The following is a 23,048-nucleotide window of genomic DNA, read 5'->3' as shown; positions in this document are numbered from 1 at the left end:
TCCTGACAGGGGCAACTGTCATGGAGGGCGGAAGGCATTATGGATAGCGGAAGCGCATCGCCCTTATGGCTGGAGGACGAGACTATCCAGGCGCTTGCGCTGGCGGGCGCCGACAGCCTCCTGTGGGCTTATGATCTCTCGCGTGGCCGGCTTGAATTCAGAGGCGATGCGCAGGCGCTTGATCTGCCGCTTTTGACTGGTGTCTTCACGCTTGAAGACCTGATGCCGCTGTTTGTCTCCGGTGAAACCGACCGACTGGATATGATCCTGAAAACGCTGGAAGTGCGTACTGCAGCCGGCCTGCCTGGCGAAGAGCATGTTCAGTGTCTGATGCGGTTGAAAGACCGGCGCCTGCTGTATTTCAAGGGGTGTAAGGTCCGGCCGGCCCTTGTGCTCGGCACAGTGACCGAGATGAGCCGGGATATCCGCCAGATGCCGGACGCGGACAGCCTTGTCCAGGATATCCATATTGATCCGCTCACCGGCCTGTATAATCGCCAGGGATTTCTGAACGCCAGCCGGGGCCTGCTGTCTCGTGAGGGCGATTACGATCTGGTGGTGGGCGATCTCAATCGCTTCCGTCGTTTGAACGAAGCACTCGGCCATGAACGCGCCGACCTGGTGCTGGGTATTCTGGCGCAGCGCCTGCGGGAGGCTTTTGGTGACGCTTCCGTCTTGGCGCGGCTGGGTGAGGATGAATTTGCGGTCCTTACCCTGCGTGGTTTTCCGCGCGTCTCCGAGCGGATGCGTAACGCCATGGAGCGCACGATTATCATCGCCGGCTTCGATATACACCCCACCTTTTCGATGGGCGCGGTCTCGATCGAGGGGGGCGTCGGGGCGCTTGAAAGCGCCGAACTGCTGCGTCGTGCCGAGATGGCGGTTGAGGCCGCCCGATTAAAGGGGGCCGGTGGCGTGGCGGCCTACAAGCGTGACCTGGAAAGCGATGGCCTGACCCGCCTGGCGCTGGAGGCCGAGTTACGCAAGGCGTTCATCAGCGGCGAGATTCACGCCTGGTATCAGCCTATCGTCGACCTCAAGACGGGCGTCATCGCGGGCTTCGAGGCCCTGGCCCGTTGGGTGCATCCTAAACGCGGCATCATCCCGCCGGATCATTTTCTGACGGCGGCGCGCGATCTCGGCCTGATGACCGATCTGGGCGCTATCATCCTGAATTCGACGGTAAAGTGCCTGTCGAAGTGGCGTGCGGCCTATGATCTGCCCGCCGGCTTTTTCGTCAGCGTCAATCTGTCAGCGCCGGAGATCGAACGGCTGCATCTGGTGGAAGATGTCTCCCGCCTGATCCGCGAGGCGGGTCTGCCGGGGAAATGTCTCAAGCTGGAAGTGACCGAAAGCGACGTCATGCGCGATCCGGACGCCGCGGCGCGCACACTGGAAGCCCTGCGTGACGCGGGCGCCGGCATCGCGCTCGATGATTTCGGCACCGGCTTTTCGTCCCTGTCATACCTCGCCAAGCTGCCCTTCGATACGCTGAAGATCGACCGCTCGTTTATCATCACGCTGCAAACGGATGCGGCGTCGGAAAAAATCGTTCACGCCATTCTGACCCTTGGGCGTGATTTCGGACTGGAGGTCGTGGCCGAGGGGGTCGAGGATATGGCCCTGGCCGGGCGGCTCAATGACCTTGGGTGTCATCTGGGGCAAGGTTACGGGTTTGCTAAGGCCTTGAAACCGGTCGATGCGGAAGTTTTCCTGGCGGCATCCCTGCGCAGCGAACTGAAGCCGGCTTAAGCCGTTCCCGCCGTCCCTGACAGGTGCCCCGGCTGGATACCCATGCTGGCCAGGGCCCGGCTCCACAGATGCTCCGGATCACCGCCAAAGATCAGTTCCTGGCTCGCGGGCACGACCAGCCAGGCATTCTGGCTGATTTCGCTTTCCAGTTGGCCTGGCCCCCAGCCGGCGTAACCGAGCGCGATCAGGCTGCGAGCCGGACCGGCGCCGGCGGACAGATCGACAAGGATATCGCGTGAAGCGGTCAGTCCCACGCCCTGTTCTTCACCATCGGGGCGGCTGATGAAGGGGCCGCCGAGATCGAGCGTAATGTCGTCTATCTGATAATCGAGGCTGTGCAACACGAAGCCCCGATCATTCTGGACCGGGCCGCCGCGATAGATCTTCTGCATGGCCAGCCTTTGGGCGAAGCGTGGATTGTCGCTTTCTATGCCCAGTTCCTTCATCATCTTGCTGAAATTCAGACCACTGATCGGCTGGTTCAGGATCAGGCCCATGGCGTGGTCCTCGTCATGCTGGCAGACATAGATGACGCTGTGATTGAAAGGCTGGTCATTCAATACCGGCATGGCGATCAGCAACTGCCCCTGATAGGAAATATGAGCCGGCGGGTGACCATCTTCGGTCAACGTGTCTGATGAACTGATCATGGCGGCAATGCCTCTGGAAGGGCGCGAGCGTGAGGAGGTTATAGTACCTTATATGGATACAACTGTCTTGATTGCAAAATGCCACAAATGCGGATAGCCATCCGTATCGCATTTTGATGGCGAATGCCTTTACGACTTCGCCGCGATCCATACAGAAAGACATGTCATGACCCTGCAATCCGGCGACTCCATCCCCGAACTCACCCTGACCCTGGTTGACGAAGCTGGGCCCAAGCCCGTTGCCTCCAGGGACTTCTTCGCCGGCAAGACGGTGGTCCTGTTCGCTGTGCCGGGCGCCTTCACCCCGACCTGTTCGGCGCGCCACCTGCCGGGCTTCAAGGACCATGTGGCTGATTTCGCCGCCAAGGGCGTCGATGTTGTGGCCTGCACTTCGGTCAACGATTATTTCGTCATGAAGGCTTGGGCGAAGGATCAGGGCATCAGTGATGAAGTGGTCATGCTGGCCGATGGCAATGGTGATTTCGCCAAGGCCATGGGCCTGACGCTTGATGCTTCGGGCTTCGGCATGGGACCGCGTTCGCAGCGCTATGCCGCTGTGATCCGGGATGGCAAGATCGACAAACTGTTCGTCGAGGCCGGCGGTGAATTCAAGGTCTCCAGCGCCGAATACGTACTGGAAAATCTCTAGTTTTCCGGTTTTAGCCACACTTCCGGCGATCCAGCATGGCCTGCCACAGGGTATATCTCGGTGGCGAGGGCCGCTGGCGCAGGTCGGCATAGTCTTCAAGACGTATGCCGGAAAGCCCGGCGCGCGGTGTAAGATAAAGCACATCATAGGATGGATCGCAGGCTTGCAGTCCCAGGAAACCCTGCGGACGCAGGATAGCGGTTTCCTCGATGCTGCTGTCCGGCACCAGTCGATGGCACAGCAGTTCATCCGTGCCCCGCGGCGCGCACGTAAAGTCGGCCGGTAATTCGGCCCTTGTCAGGGAATCGATGCGGGCTTCAAAGCGGACCGTCGGCTCCTGGTTATCACTGTTTTTGTAAAGCGATATATATTCCGATTGCGGCTGCCCATCTGAAGCCACGCCGTGATAATCGGTGATGATATGAGTGAACTCGGCCGGTGTATTGATGCAGGCCGTGGAAAGCACCGCGCAGGATTGCCTGGCGGTTGATTCCGGCGCTATCGCCCACAAGGCAAAAGCCGTGACGCATCCCAGCAGGATCACAGCTATAATCGTCTTCATACCAGGCCCCTTATCCCCAAAGGAATAAGCTATACCGGATATGGTTAACGGGCAAGGCGCCTATCTTGTCGCGTGTATTTTATGAGGACCAGCCTGGCCGGTCCCCGCGAGCCGATCAGAATTGATCGTCAGTCAGCGCCATCAGGCCATCTGACCCGGCCTTCATCTTGATCAGATGCGCCTCGGCGTCGGGCAGGATGCGTTCCAGAAATACGCGGCCGATCTTGAGCTTTGTGTCGAAGAAGGGATCAGTGGCGCCGGCGTCGATCTGGGCTTGGGCTTCCTTGGCCATGCGCGCCCACATATAGGCGGTGCAGGTCAGGCCGAAGAGATGCAGGTAGTCGAGCGAACCAGCGGCGGCGGCATCCGGATTGCCCATGCCGTTCTGCATCAGCCACATGGTGCCATCAAAAAGTTTCGCCTTGGTGTCCTTAAGCGCCTTGATATAGGCCGGCACCTTCGTATCCGCTTCTTCCGCGGCTATATAGGAGTCGATTTCGCCGAGGAAGGTTTGCAGCGCACGGCCGCCCTTGGAGGGCAGTTTGCGGCCGACGAGGTCGAGCGCCTGTACCCCGTTGGTTCCTTCATAGATCAGGGTGATGCGGACATCGCGCATATATTGCGAGGCCGGGAAGTGCTCGGTGAAGCCGGAACCGCCGTGGACCTGCATGGCGTCCTGCGTGACCTTCAGGCCTTTGTCGGTCAGATAAGCTTTGATGACCGGGGTGAGAAGACCCATATAGTCGCTTGCTTTTTCACGCTCTTTTTCGTCTTCGGAAACGTGCGCGAGATCGGCCTGAAGCGATACCCAAGCCAGGAAGGCACGGCCGCCTTCGATCAGGGCGCGGCTTTCAAGCAGCATACGGCGGACATCGGGGTGGACGAGGATGCTGTCGGCCGGCAGTTCCGGTGATTTCGGGCCGGTGAGGGCGCGGCCCTGCAGGCGGTCTTTTGCGAATTGGTTGGCGGCCACAAGCGCGGCATGACCGATCGCCAGGCCCTGGAGGCCGACGCCGAAACGGGCATTATTCATCATGTAGAACATGATCTTCAGCCCTTCGTTTTCCGCACCCAACAGGAAACCTTTGGCCTCGTCATACATCATGACGCAGGTCGAATTGCCGTGAATGCCCATCTTATGCTCAAGGCCGGCGCATTGCAGCGAATTACGCTCACCGGGATTGCCGTCGGCGTCGGGGATGAACTTCGGCACCAGGAACAGCGAAATACCTTTAACGCCGGCCGGGGCGCCTTCAAGGCGCGCCAGCACCAGATGGCAGATGTTCGAGGTGAAATCGTGCTCGCCGGCTGAAATCCAGATCTTCTGGCCGGTGATTTTGTAGCTGCCATCACCATTCGGCACCGCCTTGGTGCGCAACAGGCCAAGGTCAGTGCCACAGTGAGGCTCGGTCAGGTTCATGGTGCCCGACCATTCGCCGCTGATCAGCTTGGGCAGGTAGAGGTCCTTTTGCGCCTGTGTCCCACCGGCGGTAAGGGCGGATATGGCGCCTTCGGTCAGTCCGGGATACATGCCGAAGGCGGACGAGGCGCCGGAGAGCATTTCCGAAAAGGCGGTATTGACGAAGTGCGGCAGGCCCTGGCCGCCATATTGCGGATCACCGGAAAGGGCGGTCCAGCCGGCCTCGGTCAGGGCCTTGTAGGCTTCCTTGTAACCCTTCGGGGCGGTCACTTCATGGGTGATCGGATCGAGCGTGCAGCCTTCCTTGTCGCCGGTGATATTGATCGGGTGAACGACTTCCTCGGCGAATTTCGCGGCCTCTTCCAGAATGGCTGCCACCGTTCCCGCGTCCGCGTCCGCGAATCCTTTCAGGTTGCTGTACTGGTCCGTCTTGAAGACATTTTCGAAGAGGAACTGATAGTCGCGGACCGGGGCTACATAGGCCATTTTCTTGTTATCCCTGTTTAGGAAAGTAGAATTAAATATTGATCAGTTTGAGGTTTCAGATTCCAGCTCATTGATCTGACCTTCCAGCCAGACACACCCTTCCACCATGTCCTTGATCGCCGCGTCGATATCTTCGCGCTGGCGTTTCAGGGTCTCGATCTGACCGCGATATTTGTGCAGCGTGGCACGCATCTGAGCGGCGCCATGATCCTTGGGTGTGTAAAGATCGAGGATTTCATGAATTTCAACCAGCGAAAATCCCAGACGTTTGCCGCGGAGGATCAGTTGCAGACGGGCGCGGTCGCGCGGCGAATAGAGGCGCGTCTGGCCTTTGCGCTGCGGCGAGATCAGGCCCTTGTCTTCATAGAAGCGCAGGGCGCGGGCCGTGACGTCGAACTCCTTGGAGAGCTGACGGATCGAATAGGTGCGGTTGGAGTCTTTAGGGTGCGTTTCCATGGGTACGTTTTGGGCATTTTCTGGATTTGAATGGACAGTGGCAGAATCTTACATTTACGTCAACGTAAAGTTATGTGCTTTCGGCAGATGGGTCAAGCGAAAATGTTTCCGTAGGGGGAGGTTAAGTTATTGGCTGCCGAAGAAGGTTTCCCGAATGCTTTTCATTGACGCATAGAGGCGCGCGGCTTAAAGCCATGGCCTCTTTAAATTATGGAGTTTCCGGTTCCTCATGTCGTCTCTCGCTTCCCTTGCTTACGCCGGCCGTGCATGGCCGTTTGAACAGGCCCGCAACCTGATTGCGCGTCTGGTCAAATCGCGCATTGCGGGACATGAAGACCAGAAACGGGCGCTAAGCCTGATCGAGGCCGGCAAGACAGACGAGGCCTTGAAAACTTTTGAGGGGCTGGACCGCGCCGTGATCTTCGAGACCGGTTACGGGCCTTCCGGTCTGCCGCATATCGGCACCTTCGGCGAGGTGGCGCGCACCACCATGGTGCGCCAGGCTTTTGAGGCCATGACTGGCGGCGCCTGGGCCACGCGGCTGATCTGCTTCTCGGATGACATGGACGGCCTGCGCAAGGTGCCGGACGGCATCCCCAATGCCGAGATATTGCGCGAGGATCTTTATAAGCCGCTCACCGTGGTGCGTGATCCGTTCGGCGAATATCCGTCGTTCGGTCAGCACAATAATGCGCGCCTGAAGGCGTTCCTGGATAGCTTCGGCTTTACCTATGAGTTTCTCTCTTCCACCGAATGCTACAAGAGTGGCATGTTCGACCAGACGCTGCTGACCGCTCTGGATCGTTTCGACGCTATCCAGAAGGTCATGCTGCCGACCCTGGGCCCGGATCGTCGCGCCACCTATTCGCCCTTCCTGCCGATCTCGCCTAAGACCGGTTTCGTTCTGCAGGTGCCGACCTTGGAACGCAATGTCGCGGCCGGCACGATCGTCTTTGAAGAGGACGGCGAGCGTTTTGAAGTGCCGGTGACCGGTGGCCACGTCAAGATGCAGTGGAAGCCGGACTGGGCCATGCGCTGGGCGGCCCTGGGTGTAGATTATGAGATGGCGGGCAAGGACTTGATCGATTCTGTTAAGGTGTCGTCTCAGGTCTGCAAGGTGCTGGGTGGTACGCCGCCGGAAGGCTTCAACTATGAGCTTTTCCTCGATGAGGCCGGCCAGAAGATTTCGAAATCCAAGGGTAACGGCCTGACCATGGAAGACTGGTTGCGTTACGGCGCGCCGGAGTCTCTGGCCTATTACATGTTCCAGTCGCCGAAATCGGCCAAGAAGCTCTATTTCGACGTCATTCCGCGCGCGACCGACGAATTTTTCCAGCAGTTGGATGCCTTCCCGAAGCAAGAAGAGGCTAAGCAGATTGAAAACCCGGTCTGGTTCGTGCTGCGTGGCGATACGGGGATCAAGTCACCGCCGGTGACCTTCGGCCTGATGCTTAATCTGGTCTCTGTCGCTAATGCTCAGGACAAGGAAACGCTATGGGGCTTCCTGCGCGCCTATATTCCGGGCGCCACGCCGGAGTCGGAACCGGTGCTCGACCGCCTGGCCGGTTATGCGATCAACTATTTTGAGGACTTCGTAAAGCCGTCGAAAACCTTCCGATTGCCGGACGAAAAGGAAAAGGCGGCAATGTCCGAGCTGGCGGCGAAATTCCGCGAACTGCCGACCGATACGCGAGATGCCGAGGTTCTGCAAAATCTGGTGTTCGAGGTCGGAAAGGCGCATGAATTCGAGCCCTTGCGCGCCTGGTTTCAGGCTTTGTATGAAGTATTGCTTGGCCAAAGCCAGGGACCGCGCTTTGGTTCGTTCGTCGCCATTTTCGGACTGGAGCGCACGATTGCCCTGCTCGAACAGGGGATTAACGGCGATCTGGTCGCCTAAGCTGTCTTGACGTACCGCACACAGCATGGTGACCTTCCGTAAAATCGGGAGGTTGTCATGCTGCGTTATGTCGTCGCTCTCAGTGCCCTGCTAAGCGTACCCACCTTTGCTGCCGCGCCCCAACCTATCCCGGCGCCACCGGCTATAGATGCAAAAGTGGCTGAGGCCATGAAAACGACGGGTGGCAAGGGGCTGGCCATTGCGGTCATCGATGACGGCAAGGTCGCCTATGTCCATAGCTATGGCGTCCGCAATGCCAGGGGAGACCCGCTCCAGACCGACACGGTCATGTATGGCGCCTCGCTAACCAAGACGGTTTTTGCCTATACGGTCATGAAACTGGTCGATCAGGGGCGGATCGGGCTTGATACGCCGATTGCCGATGAGCTCGACAGGCCGCTGGTCGAGTACGACACCAATGCCATCTATCCGGATAAGTACGGACCCTACAAGGATCTGGCCAGTGATCCGCGCTGGAAGCTGATCACGCCGCGCATGGCATTGACCCATTCCACCGGGTTCGCCAATTTCTGGTGGCTGGAACCGGATCAAAAGCTGCGCATCCACTATGATCCCGGCACGCGCTTTGCCTATTCGGGCGAGGGGCTGATCCTGCTGCAGTTTGTCATAGAGCAGGGCCGCAAGGACAAGGGGCTGGGCGTCGATGTCGGTGATCTGACGAATGCCATATTTAAAAACCTTGGCATGACCCGCACCTCTTTGATGTGGCGTGACGACTTCCGGCCCAATCTCGCCGATGGCTTCAACGACAAGGGGGAGGCGGTCGAGCACGACGAGCGCAGCAAGGTACGGGCCGCCGGTTCGATGGATACGACCATTGATGATCTGTCGAAATTTGCCGCGGCCTTGGTGCGGGGCGAGGGGCTCTCAGCCGCTTCGCGGGCGGAGATGACCAGGCCGCAATTGCATATTGGTACGAAGACGCAGTTCCCGCCGTTCGCCGATGAATTGCCGGCTGATCAGCAGCGCAAGGATCTCTATGCCGGCTTGGGTGTGGTGGTATTTGACGGGCCGCAGGGACATGGTTTTATGAAGGGCGGGCATGATGGCCAGACAGCCAACACCCTGGTTTGTCTTGAGATGTCCAAACGTTGCGTACTGATCTTGTCGAATGATGTCCGCACGGAAGCGGCTTTTGCCGATCTGGTTCGATTTATTCTCGGCGACACTGGCGTGCCCTATGATTGGGAATATGGTGATTATGCGGGGAAGTCATAGAGCAAATTGTTATGGGGTGTGGGGTCCGTGACCCCACACCTTTCTTCTCTTGTTTTCTTCCCGCCCTCAGGGGCGGAGAGAAAACAAGACAGGGAAGGCTTGGGGCCGCAGGCCCCGCGCCCCGTAACATTCATTCTACTGACTGGCCCACACGATCCGCGCGATCCACGCCACCTGCAACCGGTCCAAGGCCCGGTCCGGAAACTCCGGATTCAACGAACGTAACTCCACCTGACGAGCGGAGAGACGTACCAGTTCCTTGGCCATAACCTCACCCTCGGTCGTCTTGACCACCACACGGTCGCCCTTGCGCAGATTCTGATTATGAGGATCGACCAGGATGCGGTCGCCATCCCGGTAAAGCGGCAGCATCGAATCACCGGAAATTTCGAGCGCATAGAGGCCCGAATTAACCGACGGGAAGGTGATTTCATCCCAGCCCTGACCTAGTGGAAAGCCGGAATCGTCGAAGAATCCCTCATTACCAGCCTGGGCGAAGCCGATCAGTGGAATGCCCTGTCCGCCGGACCGGCCTTCAGCCAGCAGGGCGAATTCGGAAAACTTGATGCCCGTCGCTTCAAGCAATTTAGCCAGGCTTTCGGTTGATGGCCAGCGCGGCCGGGACTGGCCAGACGGTAGAATGTCCGATGAGGCGCGCTTTGATTTATTGAAACTTGTCGGATCGAGACCCGCCAGGCGCGCCAATCCCGACGGCGTGGTATTGAGCCGGTTCGCCAGGGCATCGATTGCGGCCCAGATGTGGTTATGCGAAAGGGTCATACCAGGTATCGTATCAAAGATAAGGCCGAACGGGCCACCGGAATAGGAATTACAATTAATTCAGAGGAAAATAAATCTAATAATGGGAAAATCAACCTATTTTGTGGATTTTATTCGCTTCCGCCTATGTGTTGCCGCCGTTTTCGGCGAGCGGCGGCAAAAGTTCCAGCGAGCAAGGCCAAGAGTACACCGTACGCCGAAAGGATAAGGAGCGTCATATAGGCCCATTTGGAGACGGTGATGTTCAGTAGGCCGCAAATGCCGGTCATGGTGGAAGCGAGTTGAAAACCAGCCGCCCATAATGGCCAGGGATGTGGCGATTTCCAGCACAAGATGACAAATCCGATCAGGCATAGGATATCCGTTATTGTGTGGCTGAGGTCCTGCATATGGCTAAGCCAGTTCAGTCCGTTGGCGACCACGTATGCCGCCAGATAAAGCGCCGCGCCGGCCCTTTCCCGCCATGTGCCGAAGATAAAAGCCATGAGGCTGGCAAAGATCAGAAAAGCGGCGCCGAAAATGGCCAGGGGAGAATGCAGCATATAATTCGTCCTTGCGTGACGCCTGTCACAAATGGACTTAAGCCGCGATTCCCGCCTGGACCGGAAGGGGCTATTCGGCGGTGATGACCTCTTCTTCAACAGGCGTCACGTAATAACCGGTCGGCGGCGGGGCCGGCTTATCATCTGCCGGCAGGACGGCGACATTGCCGAGACCGATCTGTGCCTGAACCAAGGTCAGGTTTGTGTGTGCGGCGGTCATGTGCTGCTGGGCCGTGCTGAGCGCCATCATCGCCTTGAGCGTATTTTGATGGACGTCGTTGCCGATAATTGTCGACATGTGAATCGCGCGCCGCGAAGTGACATAGGTTTCGATCAGATGGGCGGCTTCGGAAAGAGCCGTGTCAATGGCCTCTTCTGTTGCGCGAAGCTGTACTGATAAAGCTTTGGCAACGTTTATTTTTTTCTCTCTGGACATTATGTGTGATCCCTCAGAATCATATATAGGCAAGCGCAGCCCTATTGCTGCGCCTTCTTAGGGGTATCAGCAATCCTGGATTGTTCAATTGCAAAATGCACCTTTATGGAGAATTGGCCCGGGCTTAATCCATCAGAAAATGGGCCTGAAGGGTGGCGATAGGACTTTGGCGCGTTTCCTGCCAGGCGGAAACCTCGACGCTGGAAATGGTTCGCCCGATGCGCTTCACAACGGCCTGGGCATAGGTATCGAGCGGCTTGCCAGAGCGCAGGTACTGGATGTTGACGTCTATCGGTTTAGGTATGTGATCGAAATTGCCGTCGCGCTTTAATTGCGCCATAGCTGTGATTTCCATGAAGGCGCCAATAACGCCGCCATGCAGGGCCGGAATCATCGGATTGCCGATCAGGTGCGGGGCGAAAGGCAGGTGGGCGGTCAGTTCGTCGCCGGCCAGTTCCAGACATACGCCCAGAAAAGTAGCGAAGGAGATGCTCTTCAATGCAGCGTCCGGTTTAATCATGATTTCACGCCTGTGGCATCGGATTTCAAAGCCGTCACGATGAAGGCGCCCTGCGCCGCGGCTACCGGATCGTCGACGCTGGTTTCATAAGCGAAGGCGCGCACAAAACCGATGCTGCGTGTCAGCTTGTAGCATTTGGCGGTCACCTTCAGTTCATGGCCGGGCAGGGCCGGGCGCATATAGTCGATGCGCAGGTCAAGTGTGGCGACCGCCTTGAATGCGTTGATCCTGTCCCATACCGCCATGCCGCAACAGTTATCGAGCAGAGCCGTAACCACGCCGGAGGCGATGACGCGGGTTTCCGGATCACCGACCAGATCTTCGCGCCATGGCATAGCCATGGTGATGCCGTCTTCCGAAGCGCCGGCATAATAGGCGCCGATCGCCTTCATGTATGGCGTATTGTCGATAATCGTGCCGAACATGTCGGAAAAAAGCTGGGTCATGGATTGCACCTCTCGCCCGTCTATAATTGGCCAGCTTGACGTAAACGTCAAAGGAAACCGTTTTTGCGTCGCGTCAAAAGGCTTGCAAAACTTCGCAAAGGCGCGTTTTAGATGAGGACTTCACAGCATCGAAAGTTTTCGTTCCATGTCCGCGTCCCTGGATCATGTTCCCGCCGCCAAATCCGCGCTTGTCCTCTTTTCCGGGGGACAGGATTCCAGCGTCTGCCTGGCCTGGGCCCTGACCCATTTCGAGCGTGTGGAGACGATCGGGTTCGATTACGGCCAGCGCCATTCGATCGAGATGACGACCCGGACCACGGTGCTGGCGAAATTCCGTGAGACCTTTCCGCATTGGGCGGAGCGCCTCGGCGAAGACCATGTCTGCGATCTGCGCGGGTTCGGCGCCGTGGCGGAATCCTCGCTGACCCGCGAGACCGAGATCGTCATGACCGAACGTGGCCTGCCGTCCTCCTTCGTGCCGGGGCGCAACCTGGTCTTCTTCGTCTATGCGGCTGCCGTGGCCGACAGGCGCGGCCTGGATCACCTGGTCGGCGGCATGTGCGAGACGGACTTCTCCGGTTATCCCGATTGCCGCAACGACACGCTCCAGGCCATGCAGACCGTGCTGCAACTGGGCATCGAGCGGCCGTTTGAAATCCACACACCGCTGATGTGGATCGACAAGGCACAGACCTGGGCGCTTTCGGAGGAATTGGGCGGCGAGGCGCTGGTCGACCTGATCCTGGAAGAAACCACGACCTGCTACAAGGGCGTGCGCGCCGAGCGCCATCCCTGGGGCTATGGCTGCGGCGAATGTCCGGCCTGCCAGTTGCGCAAAACCGGCTTCGAGCACTTTCTTGAGGCCCGGACTCCGGCGGAGCGCTGATGTACAGTTTCAAGGAAATCTTTCTGACCCTGCAAGGCGAGGGCGGGCAAGCTGGTCGCGTCAATGTTTTCGCGCGTTTTGCCGGTTGCAATCTGTGGAGCGGCCGCGAGCAGGACCGCGCCACGGCGGCCTGTACCTTCTGTGATACGGATTTTGTCGGCACCGACGGTGAAAACGGCGGGCGGTTTCGAACCGCCTCGGAAACAGTTACAGCGCTTGATGCGGTCTGGGGAGGTGCAGATCCGAGCCAGAAAGCCGTGGTCTTCACCGGCGGCGAACCCCTGTTGCAACTGGACGCAGACCTGATCGCGGCGGTCAAGGCGGCAGGCTATTTCATCGCGGTCGAGACCAATGGCACGCTCAAGGTACCGGTAGGGATTGACTGGATCTGTGTCAGCCCGAAGGCGGACAATCGCCTGCATCAGACCCATGGTCAGGAATTAAAACTGGTTTGGCCGCAGGAAGGTGTCAACCCGGCCGAATTTCTCGCCCTGAATTTTGAGCGCTATTATCTCCAGCCGAAGGACGATCCGCAGCAGGCCGCCAATACCCAGGCCGTGATCGATTACTGCCTGAAACACCCGCAATGGCGCATGAGCGTCCAGACCCATAAACTAGTCGGATTGAAGTAACTCAGGGGCGATTCTGGGGCAGGCGCGATGTGTTGTTGGCGCAGCCTTTCAGGACGGTTCCGCCAATATGCACGACTGCTTTCAACGGATAGCCGCGGTCGCTCATGCCATCCGAACAGCGCACCGGCGTCAGATAGATATCCATATCGTCATCATGCCATTCGGCGCCGTCCTTATTCAGGATAAAGGGGGCCGATACCGTGCGGCCCTGATGCGAATCCGGGCTGGAAAAGACCAGGCGGCCATCACCGAACAGGATATTCCAGAAGGGCTCGGTGCCGACTAGGGTAATGGATTTATCGAGATCAACACCGCCTAGACTATGGGCCGGGCTGCCGGGAGGCGGTGTAATGGCTGACATGACCGCCGAGGCGGCCGTTGATTCGGCGTTGGCCACCTGCGCCTGATGCGTCGGAGAGCAAGCCGCTAAAGCCAGTAATGAGTTGGCAACAAAAAGAAGAGTCCGCATGAAATACCTCCGGAAGATGTATGGTAACACCTTCCGGAGGCGCTTCAAGCCTTAAGCGGCATCCAGCAGCACGACCTCGGCGTCTTCCAGTGCTCGGATGTCGAGCGTGGCTTCATCCTTGATGGCCGCACCGTCGCGTTCATCCAGTTCGACGCCATTGACGCTGACCTTGCCGCGCGCCACCACCAGATAGAGGTGTCTGGTCTGGCCTTCGGGGGCTTTCACCGGCGTATAGGATTCGGACTGGTCCTTCAGCAGGGTGGCGCCCAGCAGGCGGGCCGGTGTGCGGATCAGCAGGGCATCCTCATCACCCTTGAAGCCGGAGGCGAGGGTGACGAACCTGCCGGCACGGTCGCCCTTTGGGAAGGGCTTGGCGCCCCAGGCGGGCGGCTGGCCGCGAACGCTGGGCTCGACCCAGATCTGGAAGATCTTGGTGGTTTCGCTTTCCAGATTGTATTCCGAATGGCGAATACCAGTGCCGGCCGACATCACCTGGACGTCGCCCGCTTCCGTGCGCCCCTTATTGCCAAGGGAATCCTGGTGGGTAATGGCGCCTTCACGGACATAGGTGATGATTTCCATGTCGTTGTGCGGATGCGGCGGAAAGCCGGTCTGAGCCTTGATCTCGTCGTCGTTCCAGACGCGCAAGCTGCCCCAGCCCATCTTGGCCGGATCGTAATAGGAGGCGAACGAGAAATGGTGTTTGGCGTTCAGCCAGCCGTGGTTGGCGCCACCGAGTTGTTTGTAAGGTCTTTTGTCGATCATGAGAAAGTCTCCCTTGAAATGTGACCTCCATATAAGTGTAACTTTAACAATTACAATAGGCGTTTATTTTGTGAAAATGCGCGATCTTATTCGACCTGAATCAAGATCAATCACAACGGAAAAGCATGACTAGGTAAACGCATAAATTGAATCGCCATTCAGTTCCATGCTCGTAAAAATATCGCCACTTTCAATGGTCTCCGCGGCCCACATTCTGCTGCCTTCAACATTAAACCGCAGCAGGTTAGTTATACCTCCTCGAACATGAGGAAGCTTGGCGTAATCAACGAACACAAGATGTCCCCCATCAGGCAATTCCAGAGTTTTTGAAATGATATCTGGTTCGATGTCGGACAGGTTTTCGTACATACTCAGCCAACTTCAAACGCCGCGCCGCCCGTCTGGCCGCGATGTCTGAGATAAGCGTCCAGAAGCACACACGACATCATGGCTTCGGCCACCGGCACGGCGCGGATACCGACGCACGGGTCATGGCGGCCTTTGGTCAGCAGTTCGACCTCATTACCTTCGACATCGATGCTTTCGCGTTTGGTGAGGATGGAGGAGGTCGGCTTCAGCGCCATGCGCGCCACGACCGTCTGGCCGGTGGAGATACCACCCAGTATGCCGCCGGCATGGTTGGACTTGAAGACAGGGCCATCCGGTCCCATGCGCATTTCATCGGCATTGTCCTCGCCCGAAAGCTCGGCCGCACCGAAGCCTTCGCCAATCTCGACGCCCTTGCAGGCATTGATGCTCATAAGGGCTGAAGCCAGTTCGGAATCGAGCTTGCCATAGATCGGGGCGCCCCAGCCAGCGGGGATGCCCTCGGCCTGGACCTCAACCACGGCGCCAATGGAGGAGCCGGCTTTGCGAATGCCGTCGAGATAGTCTTCCCAAAGAGTTACTGACGCCGGATCGGGGCAGAAGAAGGGATTGTTGCCGACCTCGGCCCAATCCCAGTTGCCTCGCGCCGCTTTGTGGATGCCGAGTTGCGATAAAGCCCCGCGCACCGTGACCTGCTCACCGACGAGTACCCGCAAGACTTTCAGCGCCACGGCGCCGGCGGCCACGCGCGCGGCCGTTTCGCGGGCGGAAGAGCGTCCACCACCGCGATAATCGCGCACGCCGTATTTGGCGAAATAGGTGTAATCGGCATGGCCGGGACGGAATTGTTTCGCGATGTCGCCATAGTCCTTCGAGCGCTGGTCGGTGTTCTCGATCAGGATGGAGATCGGCGTGCCGGTGGTGACGCCTTCAAAGACGCCGGAAAGGATTTTCGCCTCGTCGGCCTCGCGGCGCTGGGTAACGAAACGCGAACCGCCCGGCTTGCGGCGATCCATGGCCCACTGGATATCCGCTTCGGAAAGCGCGATTCCCGGCGGACAGCCATCGATCACGCAGCCCAGCGCCGGCCCATGGCTTTCGCCCCAGGTGGTGACACGAAACAGATGACCGAAGGTATTGTGGGACATGGGCTTTTCTTGGTTGCAAAATGTAAGTTGGCTTTAGCGCCGTTTAACCGAGGTCGCAAATTTTTTAGTGTGTAATTCGTGTGTATTACCGCCATATAAGAGGCAACTGGTTGCACGCGAAAGTATCGTCATGAAATGGCTCGGTAAAATTCCGTTCTGGCTGAAAACCCTGGTCGCCTTCGCGGCGGGTATCGGTGTGGCGCTGTACTGGGGCAAGGAAGCTCTGCCTTTTCTGACGCCGATCGGTGATACCTTTATCCGCGCCATCAAGATGCTGGTGGCGCCTCTGGTCTTTTTCACCATCGCCGCGTCGATCGCGCGTCTGGGGCATGGCGAGGAAGGGACGGGGGGCAGGGCGCTGAAGCTCGGTGCCCAGACCATTATCTGGTTCATGATCACCTCGGCCATCGCGGTAACGGTGGGCCTGGCCATAGGCATCTATTTCCAGCCGGGCGCGGGCCTGGCCGGCCTGCCGCTGGTGGTTGAGGTGCATGATCCGATCCCGGGCCCGGTCGAGGTGATTACCGGCATCGTGCCATCGAACATCTTCAAGAGCTTTGCCGATGGCAAGATTCTCAGCATCGTCTTCTTCGCTATTCTGGTGGGGTCGGCCTTGGGCGCTTTAGGCCAGAAAACCAGAGCCTTGAGCGATCTGGTTGAACAAGGTTCTCAGATCATGTTCAAGCTGACGCGCTGGATCATCCAGCTAACGCCGATCGGCGTGTTCGGCCTGATCGGCTCAGTAGTGGCCAGTTATGGCCTGGAGGCGCTCAAGCCGCTAATCCCCTATATCGGTTTGATCTATCTTGGCTGTCTGACCGAAATCTTCGTCGTTTACCCGATCCTGCTCAAACTGCATGGCCTGCGTATCACGGGTTTTTACAAGGGTATTTTCACCGCCCAGCAGACAGCCTTCTTTACCTGTTCCTCGATCGGCACCCTGCCGGTGTCGCTGGCGGTTGCGGTAGATAACCTCAAGCTGCCGAAATCCTATGCCGGCTTCGCGCTGCCACTCGGCGCCAATATGAAGATGGACGGCTGCGGCGCCATCTATCCGGCGATCTCGTCGATCTTTATCGCTAACTATTTCCATATCGTGCTAACGCCGGAGCACTATCTGCTGATCGCTCTGGCCTCGATCCTAGGATCTTTGGCCACTGCAGGCGTGCCGGGCGTGGCCACTGTCATGCTGACCGTGACGCTTTCGACCGCCGGCCTGCCGCTCGAAGGGCTGGCGATCCTGGCGGCCATTGACCGCATCCTTGATATGATGCGCACGGCGACCAATGTCACCAGTCAGATCCTGGTGCCGACTCTGGTGGCGCGCGAAAATGGCATGATTGAAAAGGCTTCACCTTTGTTGACGAAGCCGTCGGCAGCGGTTTCAGCGGCCGAGATTTAAAGCGGAAAAGTGCTCAGGGCTTTACGCTGTATGCCATCCGCGTCGAAATTGCCCGGATCAAGCCAGGCTTCAAGTCGTGCGCGCACCTGCGGCCATTCCTCGACAATGACGGAGTACCACGCCGTATCGCGGCGGCCTTCGCGTGCCACCTGTGCATTGCGGAAGACGCCCTCAAAGCTAAAGCCCAGTCGCAACGCTGCGAGGCTGGACGGCAAGTTGAGCTGGTTGCATTTCCATTCATAGCGCCTGTAACCGTGATCGAAGGCGTGTTGCATCATCAGGTACATGGCCTCGGTTGCCGCGGTGGAGCGTTGCAGGGCGGGTGAAAAGGTGACACCGCCAACCTCGACACTGCCATGCGCCAGGTCGTAACGCATGAAGCTGGCATGGCCAACCGGTGTTTCATCTTCCAGGATAACAAAGGTATGCAAACCCTTGTTTTTCTGCCAGTCCTGTATGCTGTCATTGACGGCCTGGGCGTCATCAAACGGGCCATAGGGCAGGTAGCTCCACATACGGCCATCATCCGCGGCATAGGCGCTGTAAAGTCCTTCGGCATGAACACTGTCATAGGGCTCCAGCCGGCAGGTCCGTCCGACCAATTCAGTATCTGGCAGCCGTGCGCAGCCCTGCCAGTCCGGGATGGCCTTGCCGACCGGGTTGCCGAAAGCGTCTTTGCGTATACCAAGCGACGGGCTGAAGGTATCGTATGTCAGTGACATGTGCGGCTCCCTGATGATTTGCCGCCGTCATGCCACAGGTGAGTGCGGCGGGAAAATCGCATTTTGTTTTGGATTATGACGCCCAGCGCTGGCGGAAATCGGTGAGGACGCGACCCAACGGACGAACGCTGTCGGGACAGGCTTCCAGACGGATGTGCATATCGCCGGCGGGCGCCGTTTCCGTAGCCGGCAGACCCTGGCCCCTCAGGCGCAGGCTAGCCCCGGAAGGTGTCCTGGGGTCAATATTGATATGTTGTGGACCTTGCGGTGTTTCGATTGTCGTCTGGCCGCCACCGCGCAAAAAGCGGTTTTCGACCCTGGCCGTCATCCAGATATCGTCGCCCCATACGCGGCACTCACTACCTGCTTCGATATGGATGCGGAAAAGCCATTGTCTGGGATTGGCGTCGCAGGTCAGGCTGACGACGGATTCATCCCTCAGGCCCGGCGGCAGGATAATGTGCAGGTGTCTGGTTTCGATCAAAGAGGCCAGAGGGGGGTCCGCCTCGGCAAATTCCAAAGCTGGGACATCCATCGTAATACGGCCGCCGAAAAGGGCCTGATGCAGGCTGATATGCAGGGCGTAAGCGCGATCAGTCCGAACCTGTTCAATATCGAATTGTTTAAAAAAATCTGTCCGTTTTGCTGATATATTCGAATCGGGTATCAGCATATCCCGCGCCAATATCAGGCGCCTGAGTTGTGTATCCGTGCCGCCGTTCAGGTCGGGATGAACCTGCTTCAGGCGCTGACGGAAGGCGCAGCGGATCGCATCGTCCGGCGCCATATCGGCCAGGCCCAGTTCTTCGAGCGCTTCGGCCTCTGTTTTTAACTCCGCCATCTTGAAGTTCTGGCCTCCGAAGTCCATTCTGACACGTATGGAGCGACGCTGATTTTCAGGGTCATAATCTGAAATTAATGCCTGATTATCCTTTTTAAAATCTTAAGGCCGCTATGACCGATTCGCTGATCCCGCCCAGTCCTTCCGCCGATGAATATGCCGAGGCCCATGCCGCGCATGAGGCCGAGATCGATGCCGGAGAGCCCTTTGCTCTGTTCGGTCAATGGTTGAAGGATGCCGTCGCCAGGGAGCCGAATGACCCGAACGCCATGGCCGTGGCCACTGTCGATGCCGATGGCCTGCCCGATGTGCGTATGGTGCTATTGAAGGATTTTGATGAAGACGGTTTTGTCTTTTATACCAACACCTTGAGTGCAAAAGGTCAGCAACTGGCGCAAGACCCTAAGGCGGCCCTGCTGTTCCACTGGAAGTCGCTGCGCCGTCAGGTGCGTATCCGTGGAGACGTAACGCGCGTCAGCGATGCCGAGGCTGATGCTTATTTCCACAGTCGCGCGCGGCAAAGCCAGATCGGCGCCTGGGCCTCTGATCAGTCACGCCCTCTGGAGGACCGGTTCGCATTGGAAAAGAAGGTGGCGGAATATGGCCTGAAGTTCGGCCTGGGCAAGATCGCACGTCCACCGCACTGGACGGGTTTCCGTGTTGCGCCGCTCAGCATTGAATTCTGGCGCGACAAGCCGTTCCGCCTGCATGACCGCCTTCAGTTTCGCCGTGAGACGACCCAAGGCAACTGGTCGCGCGCCAGGCTCTATCCCTGATCACCACCTGGCTGGATCGGTCCGGTAAAACGGGCGGATATCGATAACGCGCATCCCGGCGCGTTCAGCGGCTTCCATACCTTCATCGCTGTCCTCATAAGCCAGAACGAAGCGAGGATCGACTTTGATCTGTTCCGCCGCCAGCAGGTAAAGATCGGGAGCTGGCTTGCCCACACCGGTATCCTCTATGGTGACAAGGCAATCGAGCATGTCTCGCACGCCAATAGCTTTAAGCGTGGCCTCGACAATAGGCCGCTGTCCTCCGGAGGCGACGGCCAGCTTGAGCCGTCCATATTGGCTGCGCAGAATGTCGTGCGTGTAAGGAATTGGCCGAATAGCCGACAGATGCTTAAGAAATGCCGCGGTATTGCGCTCGGCGACGGCCTGTTCATCAAAGGGCTTGCCTTGCGTCTGCTTCAGATCCTCCAGCAACTGGTAGCGCGACAGGCCCAGGCGGGCGTGGTAAAATTCTGCATCAAAGGCGACCTGATAGTCCGCCAGGATGTCACGAAAGGCGCGGAAATGGGCGCCGAATGTATCGGCCAGGGTGCCGTCGCAGTCGAAGATGATTGCCTCAATATCGGCAGGCAGGGAGGCGGGCATCGTCATGTCTGTCATCTGGTAGACAAGACTGTGAAGGTCAAGGCTAATCCGCTTGCAAGAACGGCAAAAGCGGCTTAGCCGATTTGGCGGTCGTACAGCAGAGGGAAGCGGATTGTGTCGTTAAGTCAGGCTCTCGATTATCTTCGTGAAGGTGCCGACGAAGTGATTGAAACCTCGTGCGCAACCGTCGTCCTGAAGGGCGAGCGGGCCTACAAGCTCAAGAAAAGCGTCGATTACGGTTTTCTTGATTTCACTACGCCGGAAAAGCGTCGGACGGCCTTGTTGCGGGAACTGCTCTTCAATCAGCGCCTGGCGGCGGACATCTATCTTGGTGTCGAGGAAGTTGCCGGAGAGAGCGTTCTGGTCATGCGTCGTTTCGATACGGCCGGGGTTCTGGCGGCACAAAGTGCCGGCCGGCTGGGCTGGACGCCGGAGTCGGGCCAGATGCGGGACCTGGGGCGACTGATCGCTCAATTTCATGCCGGCTCTGAGATATGCAGCGATGTGCGGAACGTCAACAATACAAAATATGTAATTGATTCAAATCGTGAAAACATCGCTGCGTTTCGTAAGCCGCTGGGTACTGACTTGGTTGACACTTACGACCGGACCATACAGGCCGTGTATGGCGAACTGGCGCCGGCCTTAGAAGCGCGGTTCGCGGCGGGCTTTGTCCGCCACTGCCACGGAGATTTGCATCTCGGCAATATCCTGATCGAGAATGGTAAGCCGGTCCTGTTCGACTGCATCGAATTCAATGACCGCCTGAGCCAGATTGATGTCCTGTATGATCTGGCCTTTCTGCTGATGGATCTGTGGGTGAGGGGGCATGAGGCGTCGGCCAATCTGGTGCTCAATGTCTGGCTGGAGCAGGCGGCGCGCCTTGAAGGTGATGCCCATGCCGTCTATGCCGGGCTGAAGTGCCTGCCGCTTTACATGTCTATGCGCGCGGCTGTGCGCTGTCACGTCAGCGCCAATTCGGCACACGATCCTAATGGCGGCATGGATAAGGCCCGCCTGTATCTCAAGGCGGCACAGGGCTTCCTAGAGATACAGCCGGCACAACTGATGGCGATAGGCGGCCTGTCCGGTTCGGGCAAAAGCACGCGCGCCCGCAAGGAAGCGCCGCGGATCGGCCGGGCGCCGGGCGCCGTGATCCTGCGCAGCGATGAAATCCGCAAATGTCTGTGGGCCTGGCCAGAATATGAAACCCTGCCGAAGGAAGCCTATTCGCCCGATGAAAATGTGCGCGTCTATGATCACATGTTCGCCCTGGCACAGACGACTCTGAACGCCGGGCAGTCGGTTGTTCTGGACGCTACATTTCGTGAAGCCGCCTGGCGGGACCGTTGCGCCGACCTCACTCGTCAGCAAAACACGGCCTTTACGGGGCTCTGGCTCGATCTGCCGGCGGTGGTGCGTGGGCGTCGTGTCGCAGGCCGCCAGAATGATGCCTCAGACGCGACGCCGGACGTCGCGCTCAATCAGCAAGATATTGATCTATCGAAGATTTTGTGGCAAGTTGAAAGTGCCGGAAAGTCCTGAAAATTAAAGGGTCCAGCATGGTATGCGCGGTTTCTATGCCGCGCAATAATGTTGAATATTTAACTTTCTCGCCGTTGTTTTTCGTGTTTTGAAGGTAAGGGCGTGACGCTGGCTTTCCTTGAGCTAATTTGCGTCGACCAAAACCCGCCGTAACCTGGGAGGTGCCGAGTGTCCGATCCGCATTCCGACGATGCCTTTAATGGCACGCCGCATAAGGCGCGGAAGAAGGGGTTTGCCTTTGCGCATCTGGCGTTCATGGTTTCGGTCATTACGGCTCTGTTCCTGTTGGGCACCATGATGATCACGCATCTGGGCTATATCAGCCTCGATCTCGGCTTCAAGACTCTGACACTGGGCATAGGTCCGCGCATGGCCATGGTGGCTCTGGTCGTGGCTGCGCTGTCATTGCTGATCTCACTTTTCAAGTGCCCGAAGTACCGCGCGCCCTGGGCTCTGGCGGCGGTTGTGATCGCTGGCGGCATCCTTGGCGGTTATGCCTGGTATCACAAATTGCTCAAGGATTATCCGCCGATCGCGGACGTCGCCACCAACTGGGACCGGCCGCTTAGCTTTTCGGATAAGCTGGTGGCGCAAAGGGGCAGGGATGCCTTGCCGATAGAGGATTTACCGCGGGTGCCGCGCAATGAGTCGCTGGACTGGGGCGGGAAAACAGTTGCCGCCATTAATGAAGCAACCTGTCCGGCCGCGAAAACAATCGATAATCTGGTCATCACGGAAGATCAGGTTCCGGCGATTGTCACCATGCTGAAGCAGAACCATTATACAGTTTTCGGCACGTCTCCCTGGCGCGTGGAGGCAACCTACCAGGACAATTTCTACGGTTTCAAATCGGATATCGTCATCCGGATCGATCCGCGCAGCGTCGATGTGCGATCGGTAAGTCGTTACAATATTCCCGATCTCGGCGCGAACTGTCGCCGCGTCACCGAAATCGTCCAGAAAATCAGAGCCATGCCGTTTCCCGCTGTAGCGACCGGCTGATCTGGCGGCTGGCTTGCGGTTTGCTTCCGTCTTGAGAAGATCAGGACGGGTTAGCCATGGGTTCGACATTTTTTATATATTTATCAAAACGTTCG

At 58.1% G+C, this 23,048-nt stretch carries 26 protein-coding genes; 10 read left to right on the top strand and 16 right to left on the bottom strand.

What is annotated here, in order from left to right; all coding sequences use genetic code 11:
* Positions 1–39: 39 nt before the first annotated feature.
* Positions 40–1,752 carry a putative bifunctional diguanylate cyclase/phosphodiesterase gene (locus BLO49_RS02660; RefSeq protein ID WP_090643843.1) on the top strand — a complete coding sequence of 571 codons (1,713 nt, stop codon included), beginning with the start codon at positions 40–42 and terminating at the stop codon, positions 1,750–1,752.
* On the opposite strand, the gene BLO49_RS02655 is transcribed toward BLO49_RS02660, so the two are convergent.
* A complete protein-coding gene (locus BLO49_RS02655) occupies positions 1,749–2,402 on the bottom strand; it encodes a YqgE/AlgH family protein (RefSeq protein ID WP_090643840.1) in 654 nt (217 codons plus the stop codon). The genes BLO49_RS02660 and BLO49_RS02655 overlap by 4 nt on opposite strands.
* A 166-nt stretch (positions 2,403–2,568) precedes the next feature.
* Here BLO49_RS02655 and BLO49_RS02650 point away from each other — a divergent pair, with 166 nt between their 5' ends.
* Positions 2,569–3,051 carry a peroxiredoxin gene (locus BLO49_RS02650; protein WP_090643837.1) on the top strand — a complete coding sequence of 161 codons (483 nt, stop codon included), beginning with the start codon at positions 2,569–2,571 and terminating at the stop codon, positions 3,049–3,051.
* Between the two features lie 10 nt (positions 3,052–3,061).
* Here the strand turns inward: BLO49_RS02650 and BLO49_RS02645 are convergent, their stop codons facing one another.
* The 3 genes from BLO49_RS02645 to BLO49_RS02635 all read right to left on the bottom strand — a co-directional run bounded on the left by BLO49_RS02645 (position 3,062) and on the right by BLO49_RS02635 (position 5,975).
* On the bottom strand, positions 3,062–3,613 hold the full coding sequence (locus tag BLO49_RS02645) for a hypothetical protein (protein ID WP_090643835.1): 552 nt from the start codon (positions 3,611–3,613) through the stop codon (positions 3,062–3,064).
* A 115-nt stretch (positions 3,614–3,728) separates the two neighbouring features.
* A complete protein-coding gene (locus BLO49_RS02640) occupies positions 3,729–5,519 on the bottom strand; it encodes an acyl-CoA dehydrogenase C-terminal domain-containing protein (protein WP_090643832.1) in 1,791 nt (596 codons plus the stop codon).
* Positions 5,520–5,561: 42 nt separating this feature from the next.
* A complete protein-coding gene (locus BLO49_RS02635) occupies positions 5,562–5,975 on the bottom strand; it encodes a MerR family transcriptional regulator (RefSeq protein ID WP_090643830.1) in 414 nt (137 codons plus the stop codon).
* A gap of 229 nt (positions 5,976–6,204) precedes the next feature.
* On the opposite strand from BLO49_RS02635, the gene BLO49_RS02630 reads away from it, so the two are divergent.
* Complete coding sequence (locus BLO49_RS02630; protein ID WP_090643827.1) at positions 6,205–7,872, top strand: lysine--tRNA ligase; 1,668 nt, start codon at positions 6,205–6,207, stop codon at positions 7,870–7,872.
* Between the two features lie 57 nt (positions 7,873–7,929).
* Positions 7,930–9,111, top strand: a complete 1,182-nt coding sequence (locus BLO49_RS02625; protein WP_090643825.1) for a serine hydrolase domain-containing protein — start codon at positions 7,930–7,932, stop codon at positions 9,109–9,111.
* Positions 9,112–9,246: 135 nt separating this feature from the next.
* Here BLO49_RS02625 and BLO49_RS02620 read toward each other — a convergent pair whose 3' ends face one another.
* From BLO49_RS02620 to BLO49_RS02600, 5 genes are all read right to left on the bottom strand, one after another.
* On the bottom strand, positions 9,247–9,891 hold the full coding sequence (locus tag BLO49_RS02620; protein ID WP_090643822.1) for a S24 family peptidase: 645 nt from the start codon (positions 9,889–9,891) through the stop codon (positions 9,247–9,249).
* A 110-nt stretch (positions 9,892–10,001) separates the two neighbouring features.
* The gene (locus BLO49_RS02615) at positions 10,002–10,433 is read right to left on the bottom strand and encodes a hypothetical protein (protein ID WP_090643820.1); all 432 of its coding nucleotides are present in this window, start codon (positions 10,431–10,433) and stop codon (positions 10,002–10,004) included.
* A 70-nt stretch (positions 10,434–10,503) separates the two neighbouring features.
* Positions 10,504–10,731: a hypothetical protein gene (locus BLO49_RS18330; protein ID WP_170828177.1), complete on the bottom strand. Its 228-nt coding sequence runs from the start codon at positions 10,729–10,731 to the stop codon at positions 10,504–10,506.
* A 262-nt stretch (positions 10,732–10,993) separates the two neighbouring features.
* Positions 10,994–11,389 (bottom strand): PaaI family thioesterase, encoded by a 396-nt coding sequence (locus BLO49_RS02605; protein ID WP_090643814.1) that lies wholly within the window; start codon positions 11,387–11,389, stop codon positions 10,994–10,996.
* The gene (locus tag BLO49_RS02600; RefSeq protein WP_090643812.1) at positions 11,386–11,835 is read right to left on the bottom strand and encodes a PaaI family thioesterase; all 450 of its coding nucleotides are present in this window, start codon (positions 11,833–11,835) and stop codon (positions 11,386–11,388) included. The genes BLO49_RS02605 and BLO49_RS02600 overlap by 4 nt, the downstream gene beginning before the upstream one ends.
* A gap of 145 nt (positions 11,836–11,980) precedes the next feature.
* On the opposite strand from BLO49_RS02600, the gene queC reads away from it, so the two are divergent.
* Positions 11,981–12,721 carry a 7-cyano-7-deazaguanine synthase QueC gene (gene queC, locus BLO49_RS02595; RefSeq protein ID WP_090643810.1) on the top strand — a complete coding sequence of 247 codons (741 nt, stop codon included), beginning with the start codon at positions 11,981–11,983 and terminating at the stop codon, positions 12,719–12,721.
* The gene (gene queE, locus BLO49_RS02590) at positions 12,718–13,353 is read left to right on the top strand and encodes a 7-carboxy-7-deazaguanine synthase (RefSeq protein WP_245678900.1); all 636 of its coding nucleotides are present in this window, start codon (positions 12,718–12,720) and stop codon (positions 13,351–13,353) included. The genes queC and queE overlap by 4 nt, the downstream gene beginning before the upstream one ends.
* A 1-nt stretch (position 13,354) precedes the next feature.
* Here the strand turns inward: queE and BLO49_RS02585 are convergent, their stop codons facing one another.
* The 4 genes from BLO49_RS02585 to aroC form a co-directional block, all read right to left on the bottom strand.
* Complete coding sequence (locus tag BLO49_RS02585; protein WP_139159605.1) at positions 13,355–13,822, bottom strand: hypothetical protein; 468 nt, start codon at positions 13,820–13,822, stop codon at positions 13,355–13,357.
* 51 nt (positions 13,823–13,873) lie between these two features.
* Entirely contained in the window at positions 13,874–14,587 is a 714-nt protein-coding gene (locus BLO49_RS02580; protein WP_090643801.1) for a pirin family protein, read from the bottom strand.
* A gap of 129 nt (positions 14,588–14,716) precedes the next feature.
* Positions 14,717–14,956: a hypothetical protein gene (locus BLO49_RS18110; RefSeq protein WP_139159604.1), complete on the bottom strand. Its 240-nt coding sequence runs from the start codon at positions 14,954–14,956 to the stop codon at positions 14,717–14,719.
* 2 nt (positions 14,957–14,958) lie between these two features.
* On the bottom strand, positions 14,959–16,062 hold the full coding sequence (gene aroC / locus BLO49_RS02575; protein ID WP_090643799.1) for a chorismate synthase: 1,104 nt from the start codon (positions 16,060–16,062) through the stop codon (positions 14,959–14,961).
* 130 nt (positions 16,063–16,192) lie between these two features.
* Here aroC and BLO49_RS02570 point away from each other — a divergent pair, with 130 nt between their 5' ends.
* Positions 16,193–17,464 carry a dicarboxylate/amino acid:cation symporter gene (locus BLO49_RS02570; protein WP_090643796.1) on the top strand — a complete coding sequence of 424 codons (1,272 nt, stop codon included), beginning with the start codon at positions 16,193–16,195 and terminating at the stop codon, positions 17,462–17,464.
* Here the strand turns inward: BLO49_RS02570 and BLO49_RS02565 are convergent.
* Both BLO49_RS02565 and BLO49_RS02560 read right to left on the bottom strand, forming a co-directional pair.
* Complete coding sequence (locus BLO49_RS02565) at positions 17,461–18,186, bottom strand: GNAT family N-acetyltransferase (RefSeq protein WP_090643794.1); 726 nt, start codon at positions 18,184–18,186, stop codon at positions 17,461–17,463. The two genes, BLO49_RS02570 and BLO49_RS02565, sit on opposite strands and share 4 nt — an antisense overlap.
* Positions 18,187–18,259: 73 nt before the next feature.
* Positions 18,260–19,027 carry a DnaJ C-terminal domain-containing protein gene (locus BLO49_RS02560; RefSeq protein WP_170828176.1) on the bottom strand — a complete coding sequence of 256 codons (768 nt, stop codon included), beginning with the start codon at positions 19,025–19,027 and terminating at the stop codon, positions 18,260–18,262.
* Between the two features lie 113 nt (positions 19,028–19,140).
* Between BLO49_RS02560 and pdxH the strand changes: the two genes are divergently transcribed.
* Entirely contained in the window at positions 19,141–19,803 is a 663-nt protein-coding gene (gene pdxH / locus BLO49_RS02555) for a pyridoxamine 5'-phosphate oxidase (RefSeq protein WP_090643790.1), read from the top strand.
* Here pdxH and BLO49_RS02550 read toward each other — a convergent pair whose 3' ends face one another.
* Positions 19,804–20,412: an HAD family hydrolase gene (locus tag BLO49_RS02550; RefSeq protein WP_090646013.1), complete on the bottom strand. Its 609-nt coding sequence runs from the start codon at positions 20,410–20,412 to the stop codon at positions 19,804–19,806. It abuts the gene before it with no gap.
* A gap of 108 nt (positions 20,413–20,520) precedes the next feature.
* On the opposite strand from BLO49_RS02550, the gene BLO49_RS02545 reads away from it, so the two are divergent.
* Complete coding sequence (locus tag BLO49_RS02545; protein WP_090643787.1) at positions 20,521–21,951, top strand: bifunctional aminoglycoside phosphotransferase/ATP-binding protein; 1,431 nt, start codon at positions 20,521–20,523, stop codon at positions 21,949–21,951.
* A gap of 168 nt (positions 21,952–22,119) precedes the next feature.
* Complete coding sequence (locus BLO49_RS02540; protein WP_245678832.1) at positions 22,120–22,953, top strand: DUF1499 domain-containing protein; 834 nt, start codon at positions 22,120–22,122, stop codon at positions 22,951–22,953.
* The last annotated feature ends 95 nt before the right edge of the window (positions 22,954–23,048 follow it).

Origin of the sequence: Asticcacaulis taihuensis (assembly GCF_900100255.1) — a bacterium.
In the GTDB taxonomy this organism is placed as follows: Bacteria; Pseudomonadota; Alphaproteobacteria; order Caulobacterales; family Caulobacteraceae; genus Asticcacaulis; species Asticcacaulis taihuensis.
Note: the sequence above shows the minus strand (reverse complement) of the source record. Positions and strands in the feature narration are given on the sequence as shown.

Excerpts from the sequence above, each read along its gene's own strand:
- BLO49_RS02570 (WP_090643796.1), top strand. The coding sequence starts at position 16,193 with ATGAAATGGCTCGGTAAAATTCCGTTCTGGCTGAAAACCCTGGTCGCC.
- BLO49_RS02655 (WP_090643840.1), bottom strand. The coding sequence starts at position 2,402 with ATGATCAGTTCATCAGACACGTTGACCGAAGATGGTCACCCGCCGGCT.
- BLO49_RS02615 (WP_090643820.1), bottom strand. The coding sequence starts at position 10,433 with ATGCTGCATTCTCCCCTGGCCATTTTCGGCGCCGCTTTTCTGATCTTT.
- BLO49_RS02660 (WP_090643843.1), top strand. The coding sequence starts at position 40 with ATGGATAGCGGAAGCGCATCGCCCTTATGGCTGGAGGACGAGACTATC.
- BLO49_RS02565 (WP_090643794.1), bottom strand. The coding sequence starts at position 18,186 with ATGTCACTGACATACGATACCTTCAGCCCGTCGCTTGGTATACGCAAA.
- BLO49_RS02635 (WP_090643830.1), bottom strand. The coding sequence starts at position 5,975 with ATGGAAACGCACCCTAAAGACTCCAACCGCACCTATTCGATCCGTCAG.
- aroC (WP_090643799.1), bottom strand. The coding sequence starts at position 16,062 with ATGTCCCACAATACCTTCGGTCATCTGTTTCGTGTCACCACCTGGGGC.
- BLO49_RS02585 (WP_139159605.1), bottom strand. The coding sequence starts at position 13,822 with ATGCGGACTCTTCTTTTTGTTGCCAACTCATTACTGGCTTTAGCGGCT.
- BLO49_RS02625 (WP_090643825.1), top strand. The coding sequence starts at position 7,930 with ATGCTGCGTTATGTCGTCGCTCTCAGTGCCCTGCTAAGCGTACCCACC.
- BLO49_RS02620 (WP_090643822.1), bottom strand. The coding sequence starts at position 9,891 with ATGACCCTTTCGCATAACCACATCTGGGCCGCAATCGATGCCCTGGCG.
- BLO49_RS02650 (WP_090643837.1), top strand. The coding sequence starts at position 2,569 with ATGACCCTGCAATCCGGCGACTCCATCCCCGAACTCACCCTGACCCTG.
- BLO49_RS02630 (WP_090643827.1), top strand. The coding sequence starts at position 6,205 with ATGTCGTCTCTCGCTTCCCTTGCTTACGCCGGCCGTGCATGGCCGTTT.
- BLO49_RS18330 (WP_170828177.1), bottom strand. The coding sequence starts at position 10,731 with ATGTCGACAATTATCGGCAACGACGTCCATCAAAATACGCTCAAGGCG.
- BLO49_RS02600 (WP_090643812.1), bottom strand. The coding sequence starts at position 11,835 with ATGACCCAGCTTTTTTCCGACATGTTCGGCACGATTATCGACAATACG.
- BLO49_RS02605 (WP_090643814.1), bottom strand. The coding sequence starts at position 11,389 with ATGATTAAACCGGACGCTGCATTGAAGAGCATCTCCTTCGCTACTTTT.
- BLO49_RS02645 (WP_090643835.1), bottom strand. The coding sequence starts at position 3,613 with ATGAAGACGATTATAGCTGTGATCCTGCTGGGATGCGTCACGGCTTTT.
- BLO49_RS02550 (WP_090646013.1), bottom strand. The coding sequence starts at position 20,412 with ATGACGATGCCCGCCTCCCTGCCTGCCGATATTGAGGCAATCATCTTC.
- BLO49_RS02640 (WP_090643832.1), bottom strand. The coding sequence starts at position 5,519 with ATGGCCTATGTAGCCCCGGTCCGCGACTATCAGTTCCTCTTCGAAAAT.
- BLO49_RS18110 (WP_139159604.1), bottom strand. The coding sequence starts at position 14,956 with ATGTACGAAAACCTGTCCGACATCGAACCAGATATCATTTCAAAAACT.
- pdxH (WP_090643790.1), top strand. The coding sequence starts at position 19,141 with ATGACCGATTCGCTGATCCCGCCCAGTCCTTCCGCCGATGAATATGCC.
- BLO49_RS02580 (WP_090643801.1), bottom strand. The coding sequence starts at position 14,587 with ATGATCGACAAAAGACCTTACAAACAACTCGGTGGCGCCAACCACGGC.
- queC (WP_090643810.1), top strand. The coding sequence starts at position 11,981 with ATGTCCGCGTCCCTGGATCATGTTCCCGCCGCCAAATCCGCGCTTGTC.
- BLO49_RS02560 (WP_170828176.1), bottom strand. The coding sequence starts at position 19,027 with ATGGCGGAGTTAAAAACAGAGGCCGAAGCGCTCGAAGAACTGGGCCTG.